Source organism: Rhodovulum iodosum (assembly GCF_041020385.1).
GTDB lineage: Bacteria > Pseudomonadota > Alphaproteobacteria > Rhodobacterales > Rhodobacteraceae > Rhodovulum > Rhodovulum iodosum.
In genome coordinates, this window is the sequence record NZ_JBEHHI010000003.1 from 624,554 (window position 1) to 641,807 (window position 17,254).

The 17,254-nt window shown below is 70.9% G+C and carries 10 protein-coding genes; 5 read left to right on the top strand and 5 right to left on the bottom strand.

From position 1 onward, the window contains the following. Window positions 1–7 precede the first annotated feature (7 nt). The 4 genes from Ga0609869_RS17150 to Ga0609869_RS17165 form a co-directional block, all read right to left on the bottom strand. On the bottom strand, window positions 8–913 hold the full coding sequence (locus Ga0609869_RS17150; protein ID WP_125402995.1) for an esterase-like activity of phytase family protein: 906 nt from the start codon (window positions 911–913) through the stop codon (window positions 8–10). Beyond that, window positions 886–1,782, bottom strand: a complete 897-nt coding sequence (mepA, locus tag Ga0609869_RS17155; RefSeq protein ID WP_125402994.1) for a penicillin-insensitive murein endopeptidase — start codon at window positions 1,780–1,782, stop codon at window positions 886–888. The genes Ga0609869_RS17150 and mepA overlap by 28 nt, the downstream gene beginning before the upstream one ends. Next, the gene (locus Ga0609869_RS17160; protein ID WP_125402993.1) at window positions 1,764–3,122 is read right to left on the bottom strand and encodes an MFS transporter; all 1,359 of its coding nucleotides are present in this window, start codon (window positions 3,120–3,122) and stop codon (window positions 1,764–1,766) included. Before Ga0609869_RS17160 ends, mepA begins: the two co-directional genes overlap by 19 nt. A gap of 69 nt (window positions 3,123–3,191) precedes the next feature. Beyond that, the gene (locus Ga0609869_RS17165) at window positions 3,192–3,725 is read right to left on the bottom strand and encodes an acyl-CoA thioesterase (RefSeq protein WP_125402992.1); all 534 of its coding nucleotides are present in this window, start codon (window positions 3,723–3,725) and stop codon (window positions 3,192–3,194) included. 134 nt (window positions 3,726–3,859) lie between these two features. Between Ga0609869_RS17165 and Ga0609869_RS17170 the strand changes: the two genes are divergently transcribed. From Ga0609869_RS17170 to yaaA, 3 genes are all read left to right on the top strand, one after another. After that, complete coding sequence (locus Ga0609869_RS17170; protein WP_125402991.1) at window positions 3,860–4,147, top strand: YggT family protein; 288 nt, start codon at window positions 3,860–3,862, stop codon at window positions 4,145–4,147. Between the two features lie 78 nt (window positions 4,148–4,225). Beyond that, window positions 4,226–6,274 (top strand): DNA helicase RecQ, encoded by a 2,049-nt coding sequence (gene recQ / locus Ga0609869_RS17175; protein ID WP_125402990.1) that lies wholly within the window; start codon window positions 4,226–4,228, stop codon window positions 6,272–6,274. A 62-nt stretch (window positions 6,275–6,336) separates the two neighbouring features. Continuing rightward, window positions 6,337–7,116, top strand: coding sequence for a peroxide stress protein YaaA (gene yaaA, locus Ga0609869_RS17180; RefSeq protein WP_125402989.1), 780 nt, complete (start codon window positions 6,337–6,339; stop codon window positions 7,114–7,116). 5 nt (window positions 7,117–7,121) lie between these two features. Here the strand turns inward: yaaA and Ga0609869_RS17185 are convergent, their stop codons facing one another. Further along, window positions 7,122–9,650 carry a hybrid sensor histidine kinase/response regulator gene (locus Ga0609869_RS17185; protein ID WP_125402988.1) on the bottom strand — a complete coding sequence of 843 codons (2,529 nt, stop codon included), beginning with the start codon at window positions 9,648–9,650 and terminating at the stop codon, window positions 7,122–7,124. A gap of 138 nt (window positions 9,651–9,788) precedes the next feature. On the opposite strand from Ga0609869_RS17185, the gene Ga0609869_RS17190 reads away from it, so the two are divergent. Together Ga0609869_RS17190 and pbpC are read left to right on the top strand one after the other, a co-directional pair. Next, on the top strand, window positions 9,789–15,221 hold the full coding sequence (locus Ga0609869_RS17190) for an alpha-2-macroglobulin family protein (protein ID WP_125402987.1): 5,433 nt from the start codon (window positions 9,789–9,791) through the stop codon (window positions 15,219–15,221). Continuing rightward, window positions 15,218–17,242 carry a penicillin-binding protein 1C gene (gene pbpC, locus Ga0609869_RS17195; protein ID WP_369022877.1) on the top strand — a complete coding sequence of 675 codons (2,025 nt, stop codon included), beginning with the start codon at window positions 15,218–15,220 and terminating at the stop codon, window positions 17,240–17,242. The genes Ga0609869_RS17190 and pbpC overlap by 4 nt, the downstream gene beginning before the upstream one ends. Window positions 17,243–17,254: the final 12 nt, after the last annotated feature.

The following is a 17,254-nucleotide window of genomic DNA, read 5'->3' on the forward strand; positions in this document are numbered from 1 at the left end:
AGGCTCCTTACCCGGCTGGGCCGCCTGCGTCCAGTACGTATTCGACGATCTGACCGCGTTGCAGCGCCAGGAAATTGTCGTCCGACACCATGCTCAGCCTGATCCGGCCATCCCCGTCGCGCCAGACCGACAGCCCCTCCAGGTTGCCGTGCCGGCCTGGTGGCGTGGCCAGGATCACGCGGCCGGCGCCCGGATCGCCCGGGCCCCGGTCGAAACGGCGTACCCGGCTGCGAAAGCCCACCGGCGCGATCAACTGGCGTTCCAGCAGGTAGAAGTGTCCGTCGGGCCCGAAATCGCCGCCCACCGGGCTGAACCCGCTCTCCGCGGCAATCGAAAAGGGCTGCGTCCAGGCGCCGTCGATGAAACGGAAGACAGGAAAGCGGCCGTTCTCCGCGGGCCATTCCGGCAGGGAAAAGAGCGTACCGTCCGGACCCGCCGACAACAGTTCCAATCCCCGGTTGTCATGGCGCGGCGCGAAGCCCGCCGGGTACGGCAGAGGGCGGCCGGGCGCATCGGGACCTTCAAAGCGCATGACGCCGCCCTCGGTGCCCTCGAAAGAGACGTAGAGCGCGCCATCGGCGCCGCGGGCCAATCCCTCGGCATCGGCGCCGGTCAGCACCCCGCCCCCGGGGCCGCGCATCGGCCAGACCTTCAGCCCGGCCAGCCCGGTCAGCCGGCCGTCCTGCCGCGAAAGCCGCCCCGTGACGAAAAAGCCCCGGTCGGAAATCGCGGCAAAGCTTGCGCCGTCTGGCGAAAGCTCCAGCCCCGAAAGCCCGCCGATGCCCAGATCGGGCGCCTTCGCCCAGGCCGACCCGGCATGGCGAGCGTGCGCCAGCTCGGGCGCGGGCACGCCGGCCAGCGCCGCGAGGCCGAGGAAAACGAGGATCAGCGCGCCGCGAGCACTTGCGCGCATTGGCTGGGCAGATCTGCCATGGTGTAATCGCGCGGGTGCCGGCGCTTGGGCGCGGGCTTGGACGGTTTGGCGGGTTTGGTCGCCTTGGGCGGGTCAAGGTAATCGGTCACCCACCATTGCAGCGTCTCGTCGCAGCCATCGCCGCCCTTCGACAGCTCGGCCACCGTCGGCGACTGCTTGCGGCAGCCGGGCGAGCCCGCGGGACATTTCAGCCGCACGTGGAAATGGTAGTGGTGCCCGTAAAGCGGCCGGATCTTCTGCAGCCATTTCCGGTCGGACCGGGTGGCCTGCTTGCACAGCTCGATCTTGACCGGGGCGGTCACGAAGATGCGGTCGACCGCCGGGTCCAGCGCCGCGGCTTTCAAGATCGCGCCATGGGCGCGGGTGTAATTGCCGTTCACCCGTCGCTGGTCGGCGCTGCGCACAGAGATCGCGGACAAGCTCTCGCGCTCGGCCCGGCTGAGGTTCAGCCGCTTGGGCGGCGACATCCAGATATCGGCGTCGAGCCCGATCTGGTGCGAGCGGTGCCCGCTGGTCATCGGCCCGCCGCGGGGCTGGCTGATATCGCCCACATAAAGCCCCAGCCAGCCGTGGCGCGTGGCCTCGCGGCTGAGCCGCTGGATAAAGGCGATCGTGTCGGGATGGCCCCAGTTGCGGTTGCGGCTCAGCCGCATCGCCTGCCAGGTGGGCCCGGTCTCGGGCAATTCCACCAACCCGGCCGCGCAGCCCTTGGCATAGCTGCCGAAGGCCGCCGGCTGGTGCGGACTGCCTGCTTTCATCGCGCCGAAAAGCTCGTTTGCCTTTGGCTCGGCCGTCGCCGCGCCGGCAAGCCCCGCCAATAGCAGGACCGTCAGGATAATGCGTGCCATGTTTCTGCCCGTTCGCCGTCTGCCTTGACGAAGAGTAGCAGAAAAAGCCCCAACAGAAAAAGCACAACAAGCGGGGCGATGCCCATTTGCTGGCTGCCGGTGACATCGGTCACCACCCCGATGGAGATCGGCGCGAGGAACGCTGTCGCCTTGCCTGCAAGGGCGTACAGCCCGAACCCCTCGGTCATCCGCGCCGGGTCGGCCTGGCGCACCATCATCGTGCGGCTCGCCGTCTGCAGCGCCCCCCCGGCCGAGCCGATGGCCGCGCCGAGGACGTAAAACGCGATGTCCGGCAGGTTCGACCCTGGCGCGACGGCGATGCCGAACACGGCCTCGCGCGAGATGAAGATCACCCCCGCCGCGATCAGCGTCAGCGCGATCACCGTGACCACGATCACCGGCTTGGGTCCGAAGCGGTGGTCGGCCTGTCCGCCCACCCAGGAAAACGCCGCGCCCGTCAGCAGGGCGATGATGCCGAAGATGCCCACATCGACGACAGACCAGCCCAGTACACCCGCCGCGTAGATGCCGCCGAAGACGTAGATCCCGTTCAGCGCGTCCCGATAGAGCATCGACGAGGCCAGGTAGGCCATCAGGCTGGGCGCGCGCGGCAGCCGGCGCAGCGTCGCCTTCAGCTCGGGCCAGACGGTCCGGACCGCGCCTTTCAGCGTCGTTCTGTGCGGGTGCGGCGCCTCGCGCATCCAGAAGAAGAACGGGATCATGAAGAGCAGGTACCACAGCGCGGTGAACGGCCCGACAAAGCGCGTGCCCTCGCGCGCCGCGCCGTCGAGACCCAGCGCCGGCACCAGTCCGATCAGCGTGCGCCCGCCATCGCCCTCGGCAAAAAAGGCCAGCATGATCATCAGCGCCACCAGCCCGCCGAGATAGCCGAAGGCCCAGCCGGCGCCCGAGATGCGCCCCAGTTCGGCCCGCGGCCCCAGGTCGGGCAGCATCGCGTTGATGAAGATCGTTGCGAATTCCAGCCCCATCAGCCCCAGTCCGAAGGACATCAGGATCAGAACGATGTTGAAATTGTCGGGCGCCGCCCACCACAGGCCCCACGAACCCGCGACGTAAAGCAGCGAAAACAGCGCGATCCAGCCCATGCGCCCGCCGCTCTTGTCGGCGATCGCGCCCAGCACGGGAGCGGCCAGCGCGATCAGGATGCCGGCCGCGCCGACACCGTAGCCCCAGGCCGCCTGCGCCGCGCTGCCATCGTCAAGCAGGTCTTTCACGTAAGGGGCGAAGATGAAGGTCAGCAAGAGCGTGCTGAAGGGCTGGCTGGCCCAGTCGAAGAACCACCAGCCCCATATGCGCCGCCGCGCCCCCCGGTCTGCCATGCACTGTCCCCCCAAAGGCCTTTGGCGCATAAAACCCCGGAAACGTACCGGGCACAACGGCCCGTGGCGTCACGCCCCGTCCATCGGCGGCCAGGGGCGTTCGGCCTCGGCGGCGATCCAGGCGGCGACCCAACCGGGCAGGTCGGGCGACCCGGCCACGCCCATCGCCGCGGCAACGCGGACGGGCGCGAGAAGGCCGGTCTCGTCGGTGACCGCCGCCCGGTAAAGCGCGTGATTGGCGCAGGTGCCGCGCACCCACATGCCTTGCTCGATGTAGAAAAACCTCTCGTCCCAACCCAGCAGGCGGCTTTTCATCTCGATCCGGTCGAAAACCCGCACCCGCCGCCGGTAGCGTACCGAGACGCCGGCCATGGTCAGCCCCCACCCTTCGCGCCTCAGCGTGTCGATCAGACCCATCCGGCGCGCCAGCGGCAGGCGCCCCAGGTCGAGCAACGTCAGCGTGCGCCCGTTGTTGAGCTCGCGCCAGATGTCGAGATCCCACGGCCAGCAGCGATGGTGCGACACATGGGTACCGGTGATCGGCAGCGGCGCGGCATTGCGGTGCTCGCGGAATTCGTTGGCCAGGCGCAGGAACGGGTACATCGGCGACTCCTTCCGCGCCCGAGACAGCCCTTCCGTGCAGGCGCCGTCAAGGGCCGGCGGCGCAAAGCCGGTTGCGCGGCGCGGCGCAGCCCCTTACCTCTTCGTCGAACGCCGCCCAAAGAAGGTCTTGCCCGATGTTGTCGCTTCTCCAAATCCTGCTGCTGATCCTAGATATCGTGTGGTTCATCATCATCGTGCAGGTGATCATGAGCTGGCTGATCAGCTTTCAGGTGCTCAACCTCTACCAGCCGCTGGTCCGCCAGATCTGGGACGGGCTGAACCGCCTGCTGGAGCCTCTCTACGCGCCGGTGCGCCGCATTCTGCCCCAAACCGGCAGTTTCGACCTGGCGCCGCTGGTCGTTCTGATCGCGATATATGCCATCAGAATCATCATCGCCAACAACATATACCTGTTTGTCTGACCTCGAGGGCTTGTTCACCGTTTCTTAGTGTGGGATGGTCCATGAAAACGAGCAGTTTTCATCAAATCCCACAGGCCCATGCCCTCTGCGTCTGACCTGCTGTCCTCGGTCTTCGGCTTTTCCGCCTTCCGTCCCGGCCAGGAAGATATCGTGCGTGCCGTCACCGAGGGGCGCAACACGCTGGCGATCATGCCCACGGGCGGGGGCAAGTCGCTGTGCTTTCAGTTGCCCGCGCTTTGCCGCGAGGGGGTGACGGTGGTCATCTCGCCCTTGATCGCGCTGATGCGCGACCAGGTGCGCGGGCTGAAAGAGGCCGGCGTGGCCGCGGGCGCGCTGACCTCGGGCAATACCGACGAGGAAACCCGCGCGGTGTTCGACGCGCTCGACGCAGGAAGCCTGAAATTGCTTTACATGGCGCCCGAGCGGCTGGCCTCGGCCGGCACCGCCAACATGCTGCGCCGGATCGGCGTCGGCCTGATCGCCGTGGACGAGGCCCATTGCGTCAGCCAGTGGGGCCACGATTTTCGCCCCGACTACCTGCGCATCGGCGAGTTGCGCCAGGCGCTGGGCGTGCCTCTGGCCGCCTTTACCGCCACCGCCGATGCCGAAACGCGGGACGAGATCGTCGCGCGGCTGTTCGATGGCGCACCGCCCGAGATCTTCCTGCGCGGCTTCGACCGGCCCAATATCCACCTCGCCTTCGCGCCCAAGGACGGCCCGCGCCGCCAGATCCTCGACTTCGCCGCCGCGCGCAAGGGCCAGCCGGGCATCGTCTATTGCGGCACGCGGGCCAAGACCGAAACGCTGGCCCAGGCCTTGGCCCAGGACGGCCACGCCGCCTGCGCCTATCACGGCGGGATGGGGCCCGACGCGCGGCGTCATGTCGAGGCGCGCTTCCAGACCGAGGACGGGCTGATCGTGGTGGCCACGGTCGCCTTCGGCATGGGAGTGGACAAGCCCGATATCCGCTGGGTCGCCCATGCCGACCTGCCGAAATCGATCGAGGCCTATTACCAGGAAATCGGCCGCGCCGGCCGCGACGGGGCGCCCGCCGAGACGCTGACGCTGTACGGCCCCGAAGACATCCGCCTGCGCCGCACCCAGATCGACGAAAGCCTCGCCCCGCCCGAGCGGCGCGCGGCCGACCACGCCCGCCTCAACGCCCTGCTGGGCCTGGCCGAGGCGCTGGGGTGCCGGCGGCAGACGCTCTTGGGCTATTTCGGCGAAGCGGCCCAGCCTTGCGGCAAGTGCGATCTCTGCGACACCCCGCCCGAGGTATTCGACGCCACCGAGGCGGTGCAAAAGGCGCTGTCGGCAATCCTGCGCACGGGCGAGTGGTTCGGCACCGGCCACCTGGTCGACATCCTGACGGGCACGACCACCGACAAGGTGCGCGCCCGCCGCCATGACCAGTTGCCCACCTTCGGCGTGGGGCGCGAATTCGACCGCAAGGGCTGGCAGGCGGTGTTTCGCCAGATGATGGGGCGCGACCTCGTGCGCCCCGACCCCGAGCGCCACGGCGCGCTCCGGATGACCGCCGCGGCGCGGCCGATCCTCAAGGGCGAAGAGGCGATCGAGTTGCGCCGCGACACGATCCGCGCCGCCGGCCGTGCACGGCCGGCGGTCAAGGCGCTGGTCTCGGACGAGGACGCGCCGCTCCTGTCCGCGCTCAAGGCCAGGCGCCGCGCCTTTGCCGAGGCCGCCCGCGTGCCCGCCTACGTGATCTTCAACGACCGCACGCTGATCGAGATGGCCGAAACCCGGCCCCAGACCCTGGACGAGATGGCCCGCATCGGCGGCGTCGGCGCGAAAAAGCTGGAACGCTACGGCGCGGCCTTTCTGGAAATCGTCACCGGCGCCGCGTCAGAGACGCCGCACCCTGCAAGGCGCAAGCTGGCCGGCCGGCCCGAGGGCGCGCTCTACGACCGGCTGGTCGACGTGCAGATGCAGTTGAGCCGGGGCACCGACGGCACGGGAAAATACCTCAATTGCAACCAGTCCACGCTGCGCCGGATCGCCGAACGGCGCCCGGCCAGCCTTGACGAGATGGAACGCCTGCCGGGCATGGGCCCGCAAAAGACCGAACGCTTCGGCCCGGCCTTCCTTGACGTGCTGGCCGAGGGCTGAGCGGCTGGACGCCGCCCGACGCTCTGCTAGATAGCTTGCCGGTTCACAATGGAGGTCTGCCGATGCTCGTGGTCATCTCGCCCGCGAAACGCCTGGATGAGCGCGCGGTTCAGGGGCTGGATGTCACACGGCCCGCGTTTCAGGCCGACGCGGCGCATCTGGCTGGCGTGGCCCGCGGCCTCGACGTCGCGGCGCTGCAAAAACTCATGGGGATCAGCGAAAAGCTGGCCCGGCTCAACGCCGACCGCTTTGCCGGGTTTTCCGCCGATCCCTGCCCCGAGGAAACCAAGCCCGCCGCGCTGGTCTTCGACGGCGACACCTATGCCGGGCTCGAGGCGCGCACGCTGGACCCCGACGATTTGCGCTATGCTCAGGGCCACCTGCGCATTCTCTCGGGGCTTTACGGCCTGTTGCGCCCGCTCGACGCGATCCAGCCCTACCGGCTGGAGATGGGCAGCAGGCTGGCGACCCAAAGGGGCAAGAGCCTTTACGACTACTGGGGCGACCGGCTGGCGCTTGCGCTGAACGAGGCCGCTGCCGAGGCGGGCACCGGCACGCTGGTCAACTGCGCGAGCCAGGAATATTTCGGCGCGGTCGACCGCCAGGCGCTGACGCTTCGCGTCGTCACCCCGGTCTTCATGGAAGACCGCGTGGGCGGCGCGCCGCGGATCGTCAGCTTTTTCGCCAAGAAGGGCCGCGGCGCGATGGCCCGGTTCGTCATGGAACGCCGGCTGACCGACCCCGCCGCGCTGGCCGAGTTCGATACCGGCGGCTACCGCTTTGCCCCCGATCTGTCCGGGCCCGACCGGCCCGTTTTCCTGCGAAGCGCGCCCGAGGGCTGAGCCGTTCAGCCCGGCCCGGCTGCGGCCCGTTCGGGCAGCACCGGGCGGCAGCCGGGCGGGGCATGGGCCGCGATGGCCTGCACCAGCGCGCCGCGCCGCAACGGCTTGGTCAGGTATTCGTCCAGACCCGCGGCCAGGATGTCGGCGCCGTCGCCCTCTAGCGCGTGGGCCGTCAGCGCGACGATGGGCACGCGCGCGCGCCCCTCGGCCGCCTCGCGGGCGCGAATCGCGCGGGTCGTCGCCTTGCCGTCGAGCCCGGGCATCGAGATGTCCATGAAGATCAGATCGGGACGGGTCGCCTGCCATGCGGCGAGGGCCTCTTCGCCGCTTTCGGCAAAGGTCAGCTCGATATCCGCCCCCTTGACCATGTTGCCGAAGACCAGCCGGTTGGTGCGGTTGTCCTCGGCAGTCAGCACGCGCATCGCCCTTGCCGGACCGGCACCGGGCGGCGCGCCGGCGGCGAGGCTTTCGATCGCCTCGTAAAGACGCCGGCGCAACAGCGGCTTTTGCAGGATCGCGTCCACCGCCTCTCGTGCCGCAGCGTCGCCCAGCACCGACGGGTCCGAGCTCAACAGCACGACCGGCTGCGCAAACCCCGTCTCGCGCAGCGCCCGGGCAAAGGCCACCCCGTCGCGTCCGGGCATCTGGTAATCGGTGATCACCAGGTCGCAGCCCGCCTGCCACGTCTCGTCGGCCAGGGCCGCCTCGGCATCGCGGTGCAGCGTGACCTTGATGCCAAGCTGTGACAACTGGCGGTCGAGTATCGTCCGGTTGACCTCGTGATCGTCGACCACCGTGACCCGCCGCACCGCCTCGGGGCGGCAAAACCGCGCCTCGGCGGCGCTTTCCGCCACCGGCAGCACGAGGCGCACGCCAAAGCACGCCCCCTCGCCCTTGCGGCTTTCAAGCCAGATTTCGCCGCCCATCAGCCCGACCAGCCGCCGGGTGATCGACAGCCCCAGCCCGGTGCCCTCGAACATGCGGTTCTGCTGGTCTTCCACCTGGTTGAACTCGCCAAAGACATGGGCGTGCATCTCGGGGTCGATGCCGATGCCGGTATCCTCGACGGTGATATGGATCTGCCGGTGCCCCGGCGGCCCGGCCTCCAGCCCGACGACGCGCACCAGGACATGGCCCTCCTCGGTGAACTTCACCGCGTTGCCGACGAGGTTGGTCAGCACCTGCCGGACCCGCCCGGCATCGCCGCGAAACCGCGTCGGCAGGAACATGTCGTAGTCGATATAGGTGTCGATCCCCTTGGCCCTGGCGCCGGGCTGCAACAACAGGAACACCTCGTGGACGATGCGTTCCAGGTCGAATGGCGCGGCGTGGAGCGTCAGCTTTTCGGCCTCGATCTTGGAATAGTCCAGCACGTCGTTGAGCAGGGTCAACAGCGCCTCGGCAGAGCTGCGGATGGTTTGGGCATAGACGCGCTGTTCCCCGGTCATGTCGGTGTCGCACAACAGCTCCGCCATGCCGACAACGCCGTTCATCGGGGTGCGCAACTCGTGGCTCATATTGGCGAGAAAGGCCGATTTCGCCCGGTTCGCGGCCTCGGCGGCGACGCGGGCCTCTTCCAGCGCCTGCTGCTGGCGCTTCTGCTCGGTGATGTCCACGCGCAGCCCCGCAAGCCCGCCATCGGGGGTGCGTTTTTCCAGGATACGCACCCAGCGGCCGTTGCCGAGCTGCTGTTCGATCATCCCGTCGGCCGACTGGTGGCGGATCAGCCGATCGGCCAGCCAGTCGTCTTCGCGGCTGCCGGCATCGCCGTACTGGCCGTGCCGCAACCCGTAACGCAGGATATCCTCGAAACTGGCACCGGGCTGAAGCGCGGGCGCGCTCTCGGCATAGATCTCGCGGTAGCGTTCGTTGCACATCACCAGCCGGTCCTCGTGGTCGAAAAGCACGAAGCCGTCGGGGATCGCCTCGACCGCGGACCAGATACGCATCATCTCGGTGATGTCTAGGTTCACCGAAACCATGTCGCCGGCGGGCGTGCGCCGGTCGATCAGCTTGATGTACTGTCCGGTCCAGAGCCGCACCACCCGTGGCGGCACCGGGTCGGCCCGCCAGCGCGCGCGCATCTCGGCGATCCAGCCGGCGCGGCCGAGCGCGCCGGTATCGACGATGCCTTCCTCGGCCGAGAGGTGCAGGATTTCGTCATAGCCGACGCCCGCGCGCACCGCGTCGAGCCCGTCGAAAATCGAGAGATAGGCCCGGTTGGCCGCGATCAGCCGATCCTCGGCATCGAAAAGCGCGAACCCGTCGCGCACGGTCTCGACCGCGTCCCACAGCCGCCGTTCGGCCAGCGAGGCGGCCTCGCTGGCCTGTTCCAGCTCGCACAGCGCCCGGGTGTTCTTGCCGCGCAGGTCCTCGGCGGTGCGCCGCGTCTGGCTGATTTCTTTCGTCAGGCTTTGCGCATGTGCCGACAGGCGGCGGTTGGCCTCGAACAACTCCCGGCTTTTCTGGTCGAGCAGGCGCTCGGCGGCCAGCCGCGCCCGCGTCTCCTCGGCCAGTTTTCGTGCAAGCTCCATCCCTTGGCCTTCCTCTTCGGCGCTGGGCCGATCCTTGCCCGACAAGGTAAATCGCGGCTTAACGCGCCCGGGGGGAATCGTTGCCAATCGCTTGGGCGCTGTGTCAGCATCCTTTCAAAGGGCCTAGGGAGGCGTGCGATGACCCGTGTGCTATTGCTGCTGATGCTGTCGCTGGTGGCGATCGCTGGCGCCGGGCAGGCCCAGCAAGGCCCGGTGCCCGACCGCCGCATCGCGATTTCCCCCGATGTCGATTTCCCTGGCGGCGATATCCGCACGATCTTCGACTCCACGCTCAACGCCTGCCAGCGCGCCTGCCTCAGCGACCCGCGGTGCCGGGCGTTCACCTTCAACATCCGCTCCAACGCCTGCTTTCCCAAGACCGGCGTCGACGGGACCGCGCCTTACCAGGGTGCGCTCTCGGCACGGGTACTCGACACCGACAGCGCCGTTCTGGCACGGGCGGCAGAGCGCGCCGCCGATCTGGGTTTCCTGGCCGATTCCGACCTGGCGCAGGCACGCGATCTGGCCGAGGGTCTGGGTCTGCGCCACTATGCCCGCGACGGCAACGAGGCGGAACTGGCCGAGGCCGCCCGCCGCGCGCGCGCTGCGGGCAACCTGGAGGGTGCGCTCGGCTTGACCGGGGCCGCCCTGACGCTGGGCGACGCCGCCGACCTCTGGGTCGACTATGCCGCGCTGTTGCTGGCACGACAGGCCGATACCCGTCGCGCCCGCCGCATCGCCGATGCGCGGGCGCTTGCGGCGGCGGCCAATGGCTACCTGCGCGGCGCCGGCGGGCCGGTGCGCGCCAATGCGCTGACGGTAATGGCCCGCGCGCTGGACCGGCTCGACCGCGGGCGCGACATGATCCCGGCGCTCAGGCTGGCCCAGGCGCTCGCGCCCCGCGACGACACGCAGCGGATGCTGGACGACGCCGTGGCCAAATACGGCTTTCGCATCGTCGAGCACGAGGTGGAAAGCGACGCGGCAAGCCCGCGCCTCTGCGCGGTCTTTTCCGAACCCTTGGCACCCGCGGGGGTCGATTACGCACCCTTCGTGCAAGTGCCCGAACCCGGCCTCGCGGTAACCGCCGACGGCCGCCAGCTTTGTGTCGAGGGGGTCGCGCATGGCGCGCGTTACCGGCTGACCTTCCGCGAGGGGCTGCCGGCGCAAAGCGGCGAGTCGCTGGCCAAGCCGGTGACGCTGGACCTCTACGTCCGCGACCGCAGCCCCGCGGTGCGCTTTCCCGGTCGGGCCTATGTCCTTCCATCGGCCGGGCCAGCCGCGCTGCCCGTGGTCACGGTCAATGCCGAGCGGCTGACGCTCAGCCTGCGCCGGGTGTCGGAGCGCAACCTGATCCGCGCGATCCAGGACGATTTCTTCGGCCGCCCGCTTTCGCCATGGCAGGACGACCGCTTCACCGGCCAGTTGGCCGAAGAGCTGTGGACCGGCGAGGCCGAGGTGGGCATGGCGCTCAACCGCGACGTCACAACGCGCCTGCCGCTTGCGGACGCGCTGAAGGGCCAGCCACCGGGCATCTATGCGCTGCAGGCGGCCATTCCGGGCGCCGACCCGTACCAGGCCCCCGCCGCCACGCAGTGGTTCGTGCTCTCCGACCTCGGGCTCGCCACGATGCAGGGTGTGGACGGGCTGCACGTCTTCGTGCGCAGCCTGGCCAGCGCCGGGGCCAAGGCGGGCGTGACCGTCACGCTGCTGTCGCAGGCCAACGCGGTGCTGGGCACGGCAGCGACCGACGCGAACGGCTATGTCCGCTTTGCCCCGGGGCTGACGCGCGGCACCGGCGGCGCGGCGCCGGCACTGGTGACGGTGCAGGACGGCGCGGCCGACATCGCCTTCCTGTCGCTCAGCGGCCCCGAATTCGACCTGTCCGACCGCGGGGTCGAGGGGCGCGAACCGGCGCCGCCCATCGACGCCTTCCTGACCACCGACCGCGGCGCCTATCGCGCGGGCGAGGTGGTACACGCCACCGCGCTGATGCGCGACGGGCGGGCCGAGGCGGTGGCGGGTGTGCCGCTGACCGCGATCCTGACCCGGCCCGACGGGGTGGAATACAGCCGCGCGGTCTCGACCGACGATATCGCCGGCGGCCATGTCTTCGCCCTGCCCATCGCCGGCAGCGCGCCGCGCGGCACATGGCGGCTGGCCGTCCATGCCGACCCCGAGGCACCGGCGCTGGCCGCCGAGACATTCCTGGTCGAGGATTTCCTGCCAGAACGCATCGATTTCGACCTCTCCCTGCCCGAGGGACCGCTGCCCGCGGCGGGCGGCACCACCCTCTCGATCGACGCGCGTTACCTCTTCGGCGCGCCGGCGGGCGATCTGCCCATCGAGGGCACGGTGCGCCTGCGCGCCGCCGATGGCCTGGCCGACTGGCCCGGTTACCGCTTCGGTCCGCACGATGCGCCATTTTCCCAACGCCTGAGCGTGCTGCCCGAGGGCCGCACCAACGGCGACGGCACCGCGCGCCTGGCGCTGAGCCTGCCCGAGGCCGAGGCCCTGGGCCGACCGCTGGAGGCCGACATCACCGTGCGGCTGTCCGAAGGCTCGGGCCGCCCGGTGGAACGGCAGATCACCCGCGCGGTCTCTGCAAGCGGCCCGATGATCGGCATCAAGCCGCGATTTGACGGCGTGCTGCCAGAGGGCGCCGAGGCCGGATTCGATGTCATCGGCCTTGGCCCCGACGGCACGCTGCGCGCCCTGCCGGTGCGGTGGGCCCTGAGCCGCGTCAACACCCGCTACCAGTGGTACCAGACGGATGGCCGCTGGCGGTGGGAGCCGATCACCACCCGCACCCGCATCGCCAATGGCGAGGCAGTGCTTGCGGGCGGGCGCCTCTCGCTGGACCTGCCTGTGGGCTGGGGTCGGTACGAGCTTTCGGTGGAACACCGCGGCAGGCCCTTCGCCGCCAGTTCGGTAGGCTTCCGCGCAGGCTGGTTCGCCGCGGCCGACGCCAGCGAAACGCCCGACATGCTGGAGGTGGGGCTCGACCGCGCCGCCTATGCCCCGGGCGACACCGCGCGCCTCAGGCTGGTGCCGCGCGCCGCGGGCAAGGCGCTGATCACGGTGATGTCGAACCGGCTGATCGACATGCGCATGGTCGAGCTTGCCGAGGGCGAGGCCACCGTCGAGCTGCCGGTGACCGACGAGTGGGGCGCCGGGGCCTATGTCGCGGCCACGCTGATCCGCCCGATGGCGGGCGCCGAGGGCCAGGCGCCCACCCGCGCGCTGGGGTTGGCCCATGCCAGCGTCGACCCGGGCCCGCACCGCCTGTCGGCCGCGTTCGACATGCCCGCCGAGGCCGGGCCCCGCGCGCCCCTCGACGTGGCGCTAAAGGTCGAGGGCATCGCGCCGGGCGAAACCGCCCATGCCAGCATCGCCGCGGTCGATCTGGGTATCCTCAACCTCACCGGTTTCGCCAGCCCCGACCCGGACGGCCACTATTTCGGCCAGCGCAAGCTGGGGATGGGCCTGCGCGACGTCTACGGCCGGCTGATCGACGCTGCCACCGGCGCAATGGGCGTCGTGCGCTCGGGCGGGGACGGGGCGGCGCAGATGCGGATGCAGGCCCCGCCGCCCACCGAAGAGCTGCTGGCGCTGTTCGAGGGGCCCGTCACCGTCGGCCCCGACGGTTATGCCCGCACCCGCCTCGACCTGCCCGCCTTCAACGGCACCGTGCGGCTGATGGCCGTGGTCTGGTCGCCCACCGGCGTGGGCCAGGCCGAGGCCGATATCCTGGTGCGCGACCCCGTGGTTGTGACCGCCAGCCTGCCCCGCTTCCTCGCCCCCGGCGACCAAAGCCGGCTGCGCCTGGAGATTGCCCATGCCAAGGGACCGGCGGGCCGGATGGGCCTCGATGTCAGCGCCGAGGGCGTGGTCCTCGACGCCGACGCGATCCCGCCCGGCCTGACGCTGGCCGACAAGGGCAAGGCGGCGCTGACGATCCCCATCACCGCCGGGGGGCCGGGCCTTCATGAGATCCGCGTGGCGCTGACCACGCCGGACGGCAAGCACCTGGTCAAATCCCTCGCGCTGCCGGTGCAGGTCAACGACCCCGAAATCGCCCGCGTCTCGCGCCTGACCCTCGCGGTCGGCGACAGCCTGACGCTGGACGACCAGCTTTTCGCCGAGTTCCTTCCCGGCACCGGGGCGGCGACGCTGGCCATCGGTCCGCTCGCCCGGCTGAACGCCGCCGGGCTGATGCGCCAGCTCGACCGCTACCCCTATGGCTGCACCGAGCAGATCACCTCGGCCGCGCTGCCCCTGCTCTATCTCGACGAAGTGGCCGCGGCACTGGGCCTGGGCGACCGCGACGACACCCGCGCCAGCATCGCCGACGCCGTAACCGCCGTGCTGACCCGGCAATCGGCCAACGGTGCCTTCGGCCTGTGGGCCGCGTCCTCGGGCGATTTCTGGCTCGACGCCTATGTGACCGATTTCCTGTCGCGGGCGAGGGGGCAGGGGATCGAAGTGCCCGCGCCCGCCTTCCGCTCCGCGCTCGACAATCTGCGCAACCGCATCTCCTACGCCCCCGATTTCGACGAGGGCGGCGAAGACATCGCCTATGCGCTGATGGTGCTCGCGCGCGAGGGCGCGGCGGCCATGGGCGATCTGCGTTATTACGCTGACGTCAAGGGCGACGCGTTTGCCACGCCGCTGGCCGCCGGCCAGTTGGGCGCCGCGCTGGCCGCCTATGGCGAACAGCGCCGGGCCGACGCGATGTTCGCCCGCGCCGCCGCCCTGCTGGCGCGGGCCCAGGCCCCCGCCCGCCCGGTCTGGCGCGCCGATTACGGCACCCCCCTGCGCGACGCGGCGGGCCTTTTGACGCTGGTCGCCGAGGCCGGCAGCCAGGCGGTCGACCGCGCTGCGCTGGCCGACCGCCTCGCCGCGCCGGGCCCGCGCTCGACGCAAGAGGCGATGTGGACGCTGCTGGCCGCCCACGCCCTGATCGACCGGCCGGGCGCCCAGGGCTTCACCCTGAACGGCGCGGCGCTGTCAGGCCCTCTGGTGCGCGCGCTCACGGCGGGCGATGCCCCCGCCACCCTCGTCAACGGCACCGACCGCGCGGCGCAGCTCACGCTCAACCGTACCGGCGTGCCCGCGGTGGCCGACCCCGCCGGCGGGACCGGCTACGCCATCGCCCGGCGCTACTACACGCTGGAAGGTCGGCCCGCCGACCCCGGCACCGTCGCCGCCGGCACCCGCCTTGTCGCGGTGATCGAGGTCACGCCCTTCGGCCCCTCGGAGGCGCGGCTGATCGTGACCGACCCGCTGCCCGCGGGTGTCGAGATCGACAACCCCAACCTGTTGCGCGGCGGCGATCTCAACGCGCTCGACTGGCTTGACCTCACCGGCACCGCCGAACATGCCGAGTTCCGCCAGGATCGCTTCGTCGCCGCCGTCGACTGGCGCTCGGACGACGCATTCCGCCTGGGCTACATCCTGCGCGCCACCATACCGGGGCACTACCGCCACCCCGCCGCCAGCGTCGAGGACATGTACCGCCCCGCCTACCGCGCCTGGACCGGCACCGGCCAGGTGCGGGTCACCGAATGAGACGCGCGTACCGCGCCCTCGCGGCGCTCGCCCTCGCGGGCGCCGCGTCGCTCTGGACCCTCGACCGCTGGATCGCGTCGACCGACCTGCCCCCGCTTGCCGCCGAAACCTCGGTCGAGGTCGTCGACCGCGAGGGCACGCTCCTGCGCGCCTTCACCGTGGCCGACGGACGCTGGCGCCTGGCCACCTCTCCCGACGCGGTCGACCCGACCTACCGCGCGATGCTGATCGCCTACGAGGACAAGAGGTTCCTGCGCCACCCCGGCGTCGATCCGCTGGCACTGATCCGCGCCGCGGCGCAGGCCGCGATGCGGGGCCGTGTGGTCTCGGGCGGCTCGACGATCACCATGCAGCTCGCCCGCCTTCTGGAAGACAGCGGCACCGGCCGCTGGGCGGGCAAGCTGCGCCAGATCCGCGTGGCCCTGGCGCTGGAACGCGGGCTCGACAAGGCAAGTATCCTCGCGCTCTACCTGCAGCACGTGCCAATGGGCGGCAATCTCGAAGGCGTGCGCGCAGGGGCCCATGCCTGGTTCGGCAAGCCGCCAGCGCGGCTGACCCCGGCCGAGGCGGCGCTGTTGGTCGCCCTGCCCCAGGCCCCCGAGGCCCGCCGCCCCGACCGCCACCGCCACGCCGCCCGCGCCGCGCGCGGCCGCGTGCTGGCCCGCATGGTCGAGGCCGGCCTTCTCGACCCCGACGCCGCCGCCACAGCCCGCCGCGCGCCGATGCCCGGCGCCCGCCGCCCGATGCCCGCGCTCGCCCCCCATCTCGCCGCCCGCGTCCGGGCCGAAAGGCCGCACACCGCGCGCCACCGGCTGACCGTCGATGCCGCGCTGCAACGGTCGATGGCCGCGCTGGCACGCCGCGCGGTTCAGGGCCGCGACGCGCGCCTTTCGGCCGCCATCCTCGTGGCCGATCACCGGACAGGCGCCGTGCTGGCCCATGTCGGCAGCCCCGATTACACCGATACCGCGCGGTCGGGTTTCGTCGACATGACCACCGCCCCCCGTTCGCCGGGCTCAACGCTCAAGCCACTGGTCTACGGGCTGGCCTTCGACGACGGGCTGGCCCACCCCCAAACCCTTATCGAGGACCGCCCGGCCGCCTTCGGCTCCTATGCGCCCACCAATTTCGACGGGCGCTTCCATGGCACCATCCGCCTCGCCCGGGCGCTGCAACTCTCGCTCAACATCCCGGCGGTGAAGCTGGCCGCCGCCGTCGGCCCGGCCCGCCTGATGGCCCGCCTGCGCCGCGCCGGTGCCGCCCCGCTGCTGCCCGGCGGGCAGCCCGGGCTTGCCGTGGCCCTCGGCGGGCTCGGCCTCAGCCTCGAGGATCTCGTCCGCCTCTACGCGGCACTCGCCGATGGCGGGCGGCCGGTGGCACTGCACTGGCGCGCGGGCGGGCCGCCGCCGCCCCCCGCCCAGCCGGTCCTGTCGCCGCGCGCCGCCTGGCAGGTCGGCGACATCCTGCGCGGCGTGCCCGCGCCCGCCACCGCCCCCCAGGGGCGCCTCGCCTTCAAGACCGGCACCTCCTACGGCCACCGCGATGCCTGGGCCGTGGGCTTCGACGGGGCCCATGTGGCCGCGGTCTGGCTCGGCCGGGCCGACGGCACACCGGTGCCCGGCGCGTTCGGCGCCGATCTCGCCGCCCCGCTCCTCTTCGAGGTTTTCGCAAGGCTGGGCCACAGCCCGCTGCCCCCCGCACCGCCCGACACGCTGATCCTGGCCAATGCCGCGCTGCCCGCGCCGCTGCGCCATTTCGGCGGACCGCGGGGCCAATCGCCCGAAGCCCCGGCCATCGCCTTCCCGCCCGACGGCGCCGACATCGCGCTGGCCGGCGCCCCCCTGACGATCAAGCTGCGCAACGGCCGCCCGCCCTTCACCGTGATGACCGACGGCGCACCGCGACTCACCGCGCTTTACCGGCGCGAGGCCACGCTGCCGCCACCCGGCCCCGGCTTCGTCACGCTCACGGTGATCGACGCCGACGGCCAAAGCGCCCGGGCCAGCCTGCGCCTGCGCTAGCGCCTTCTTCTT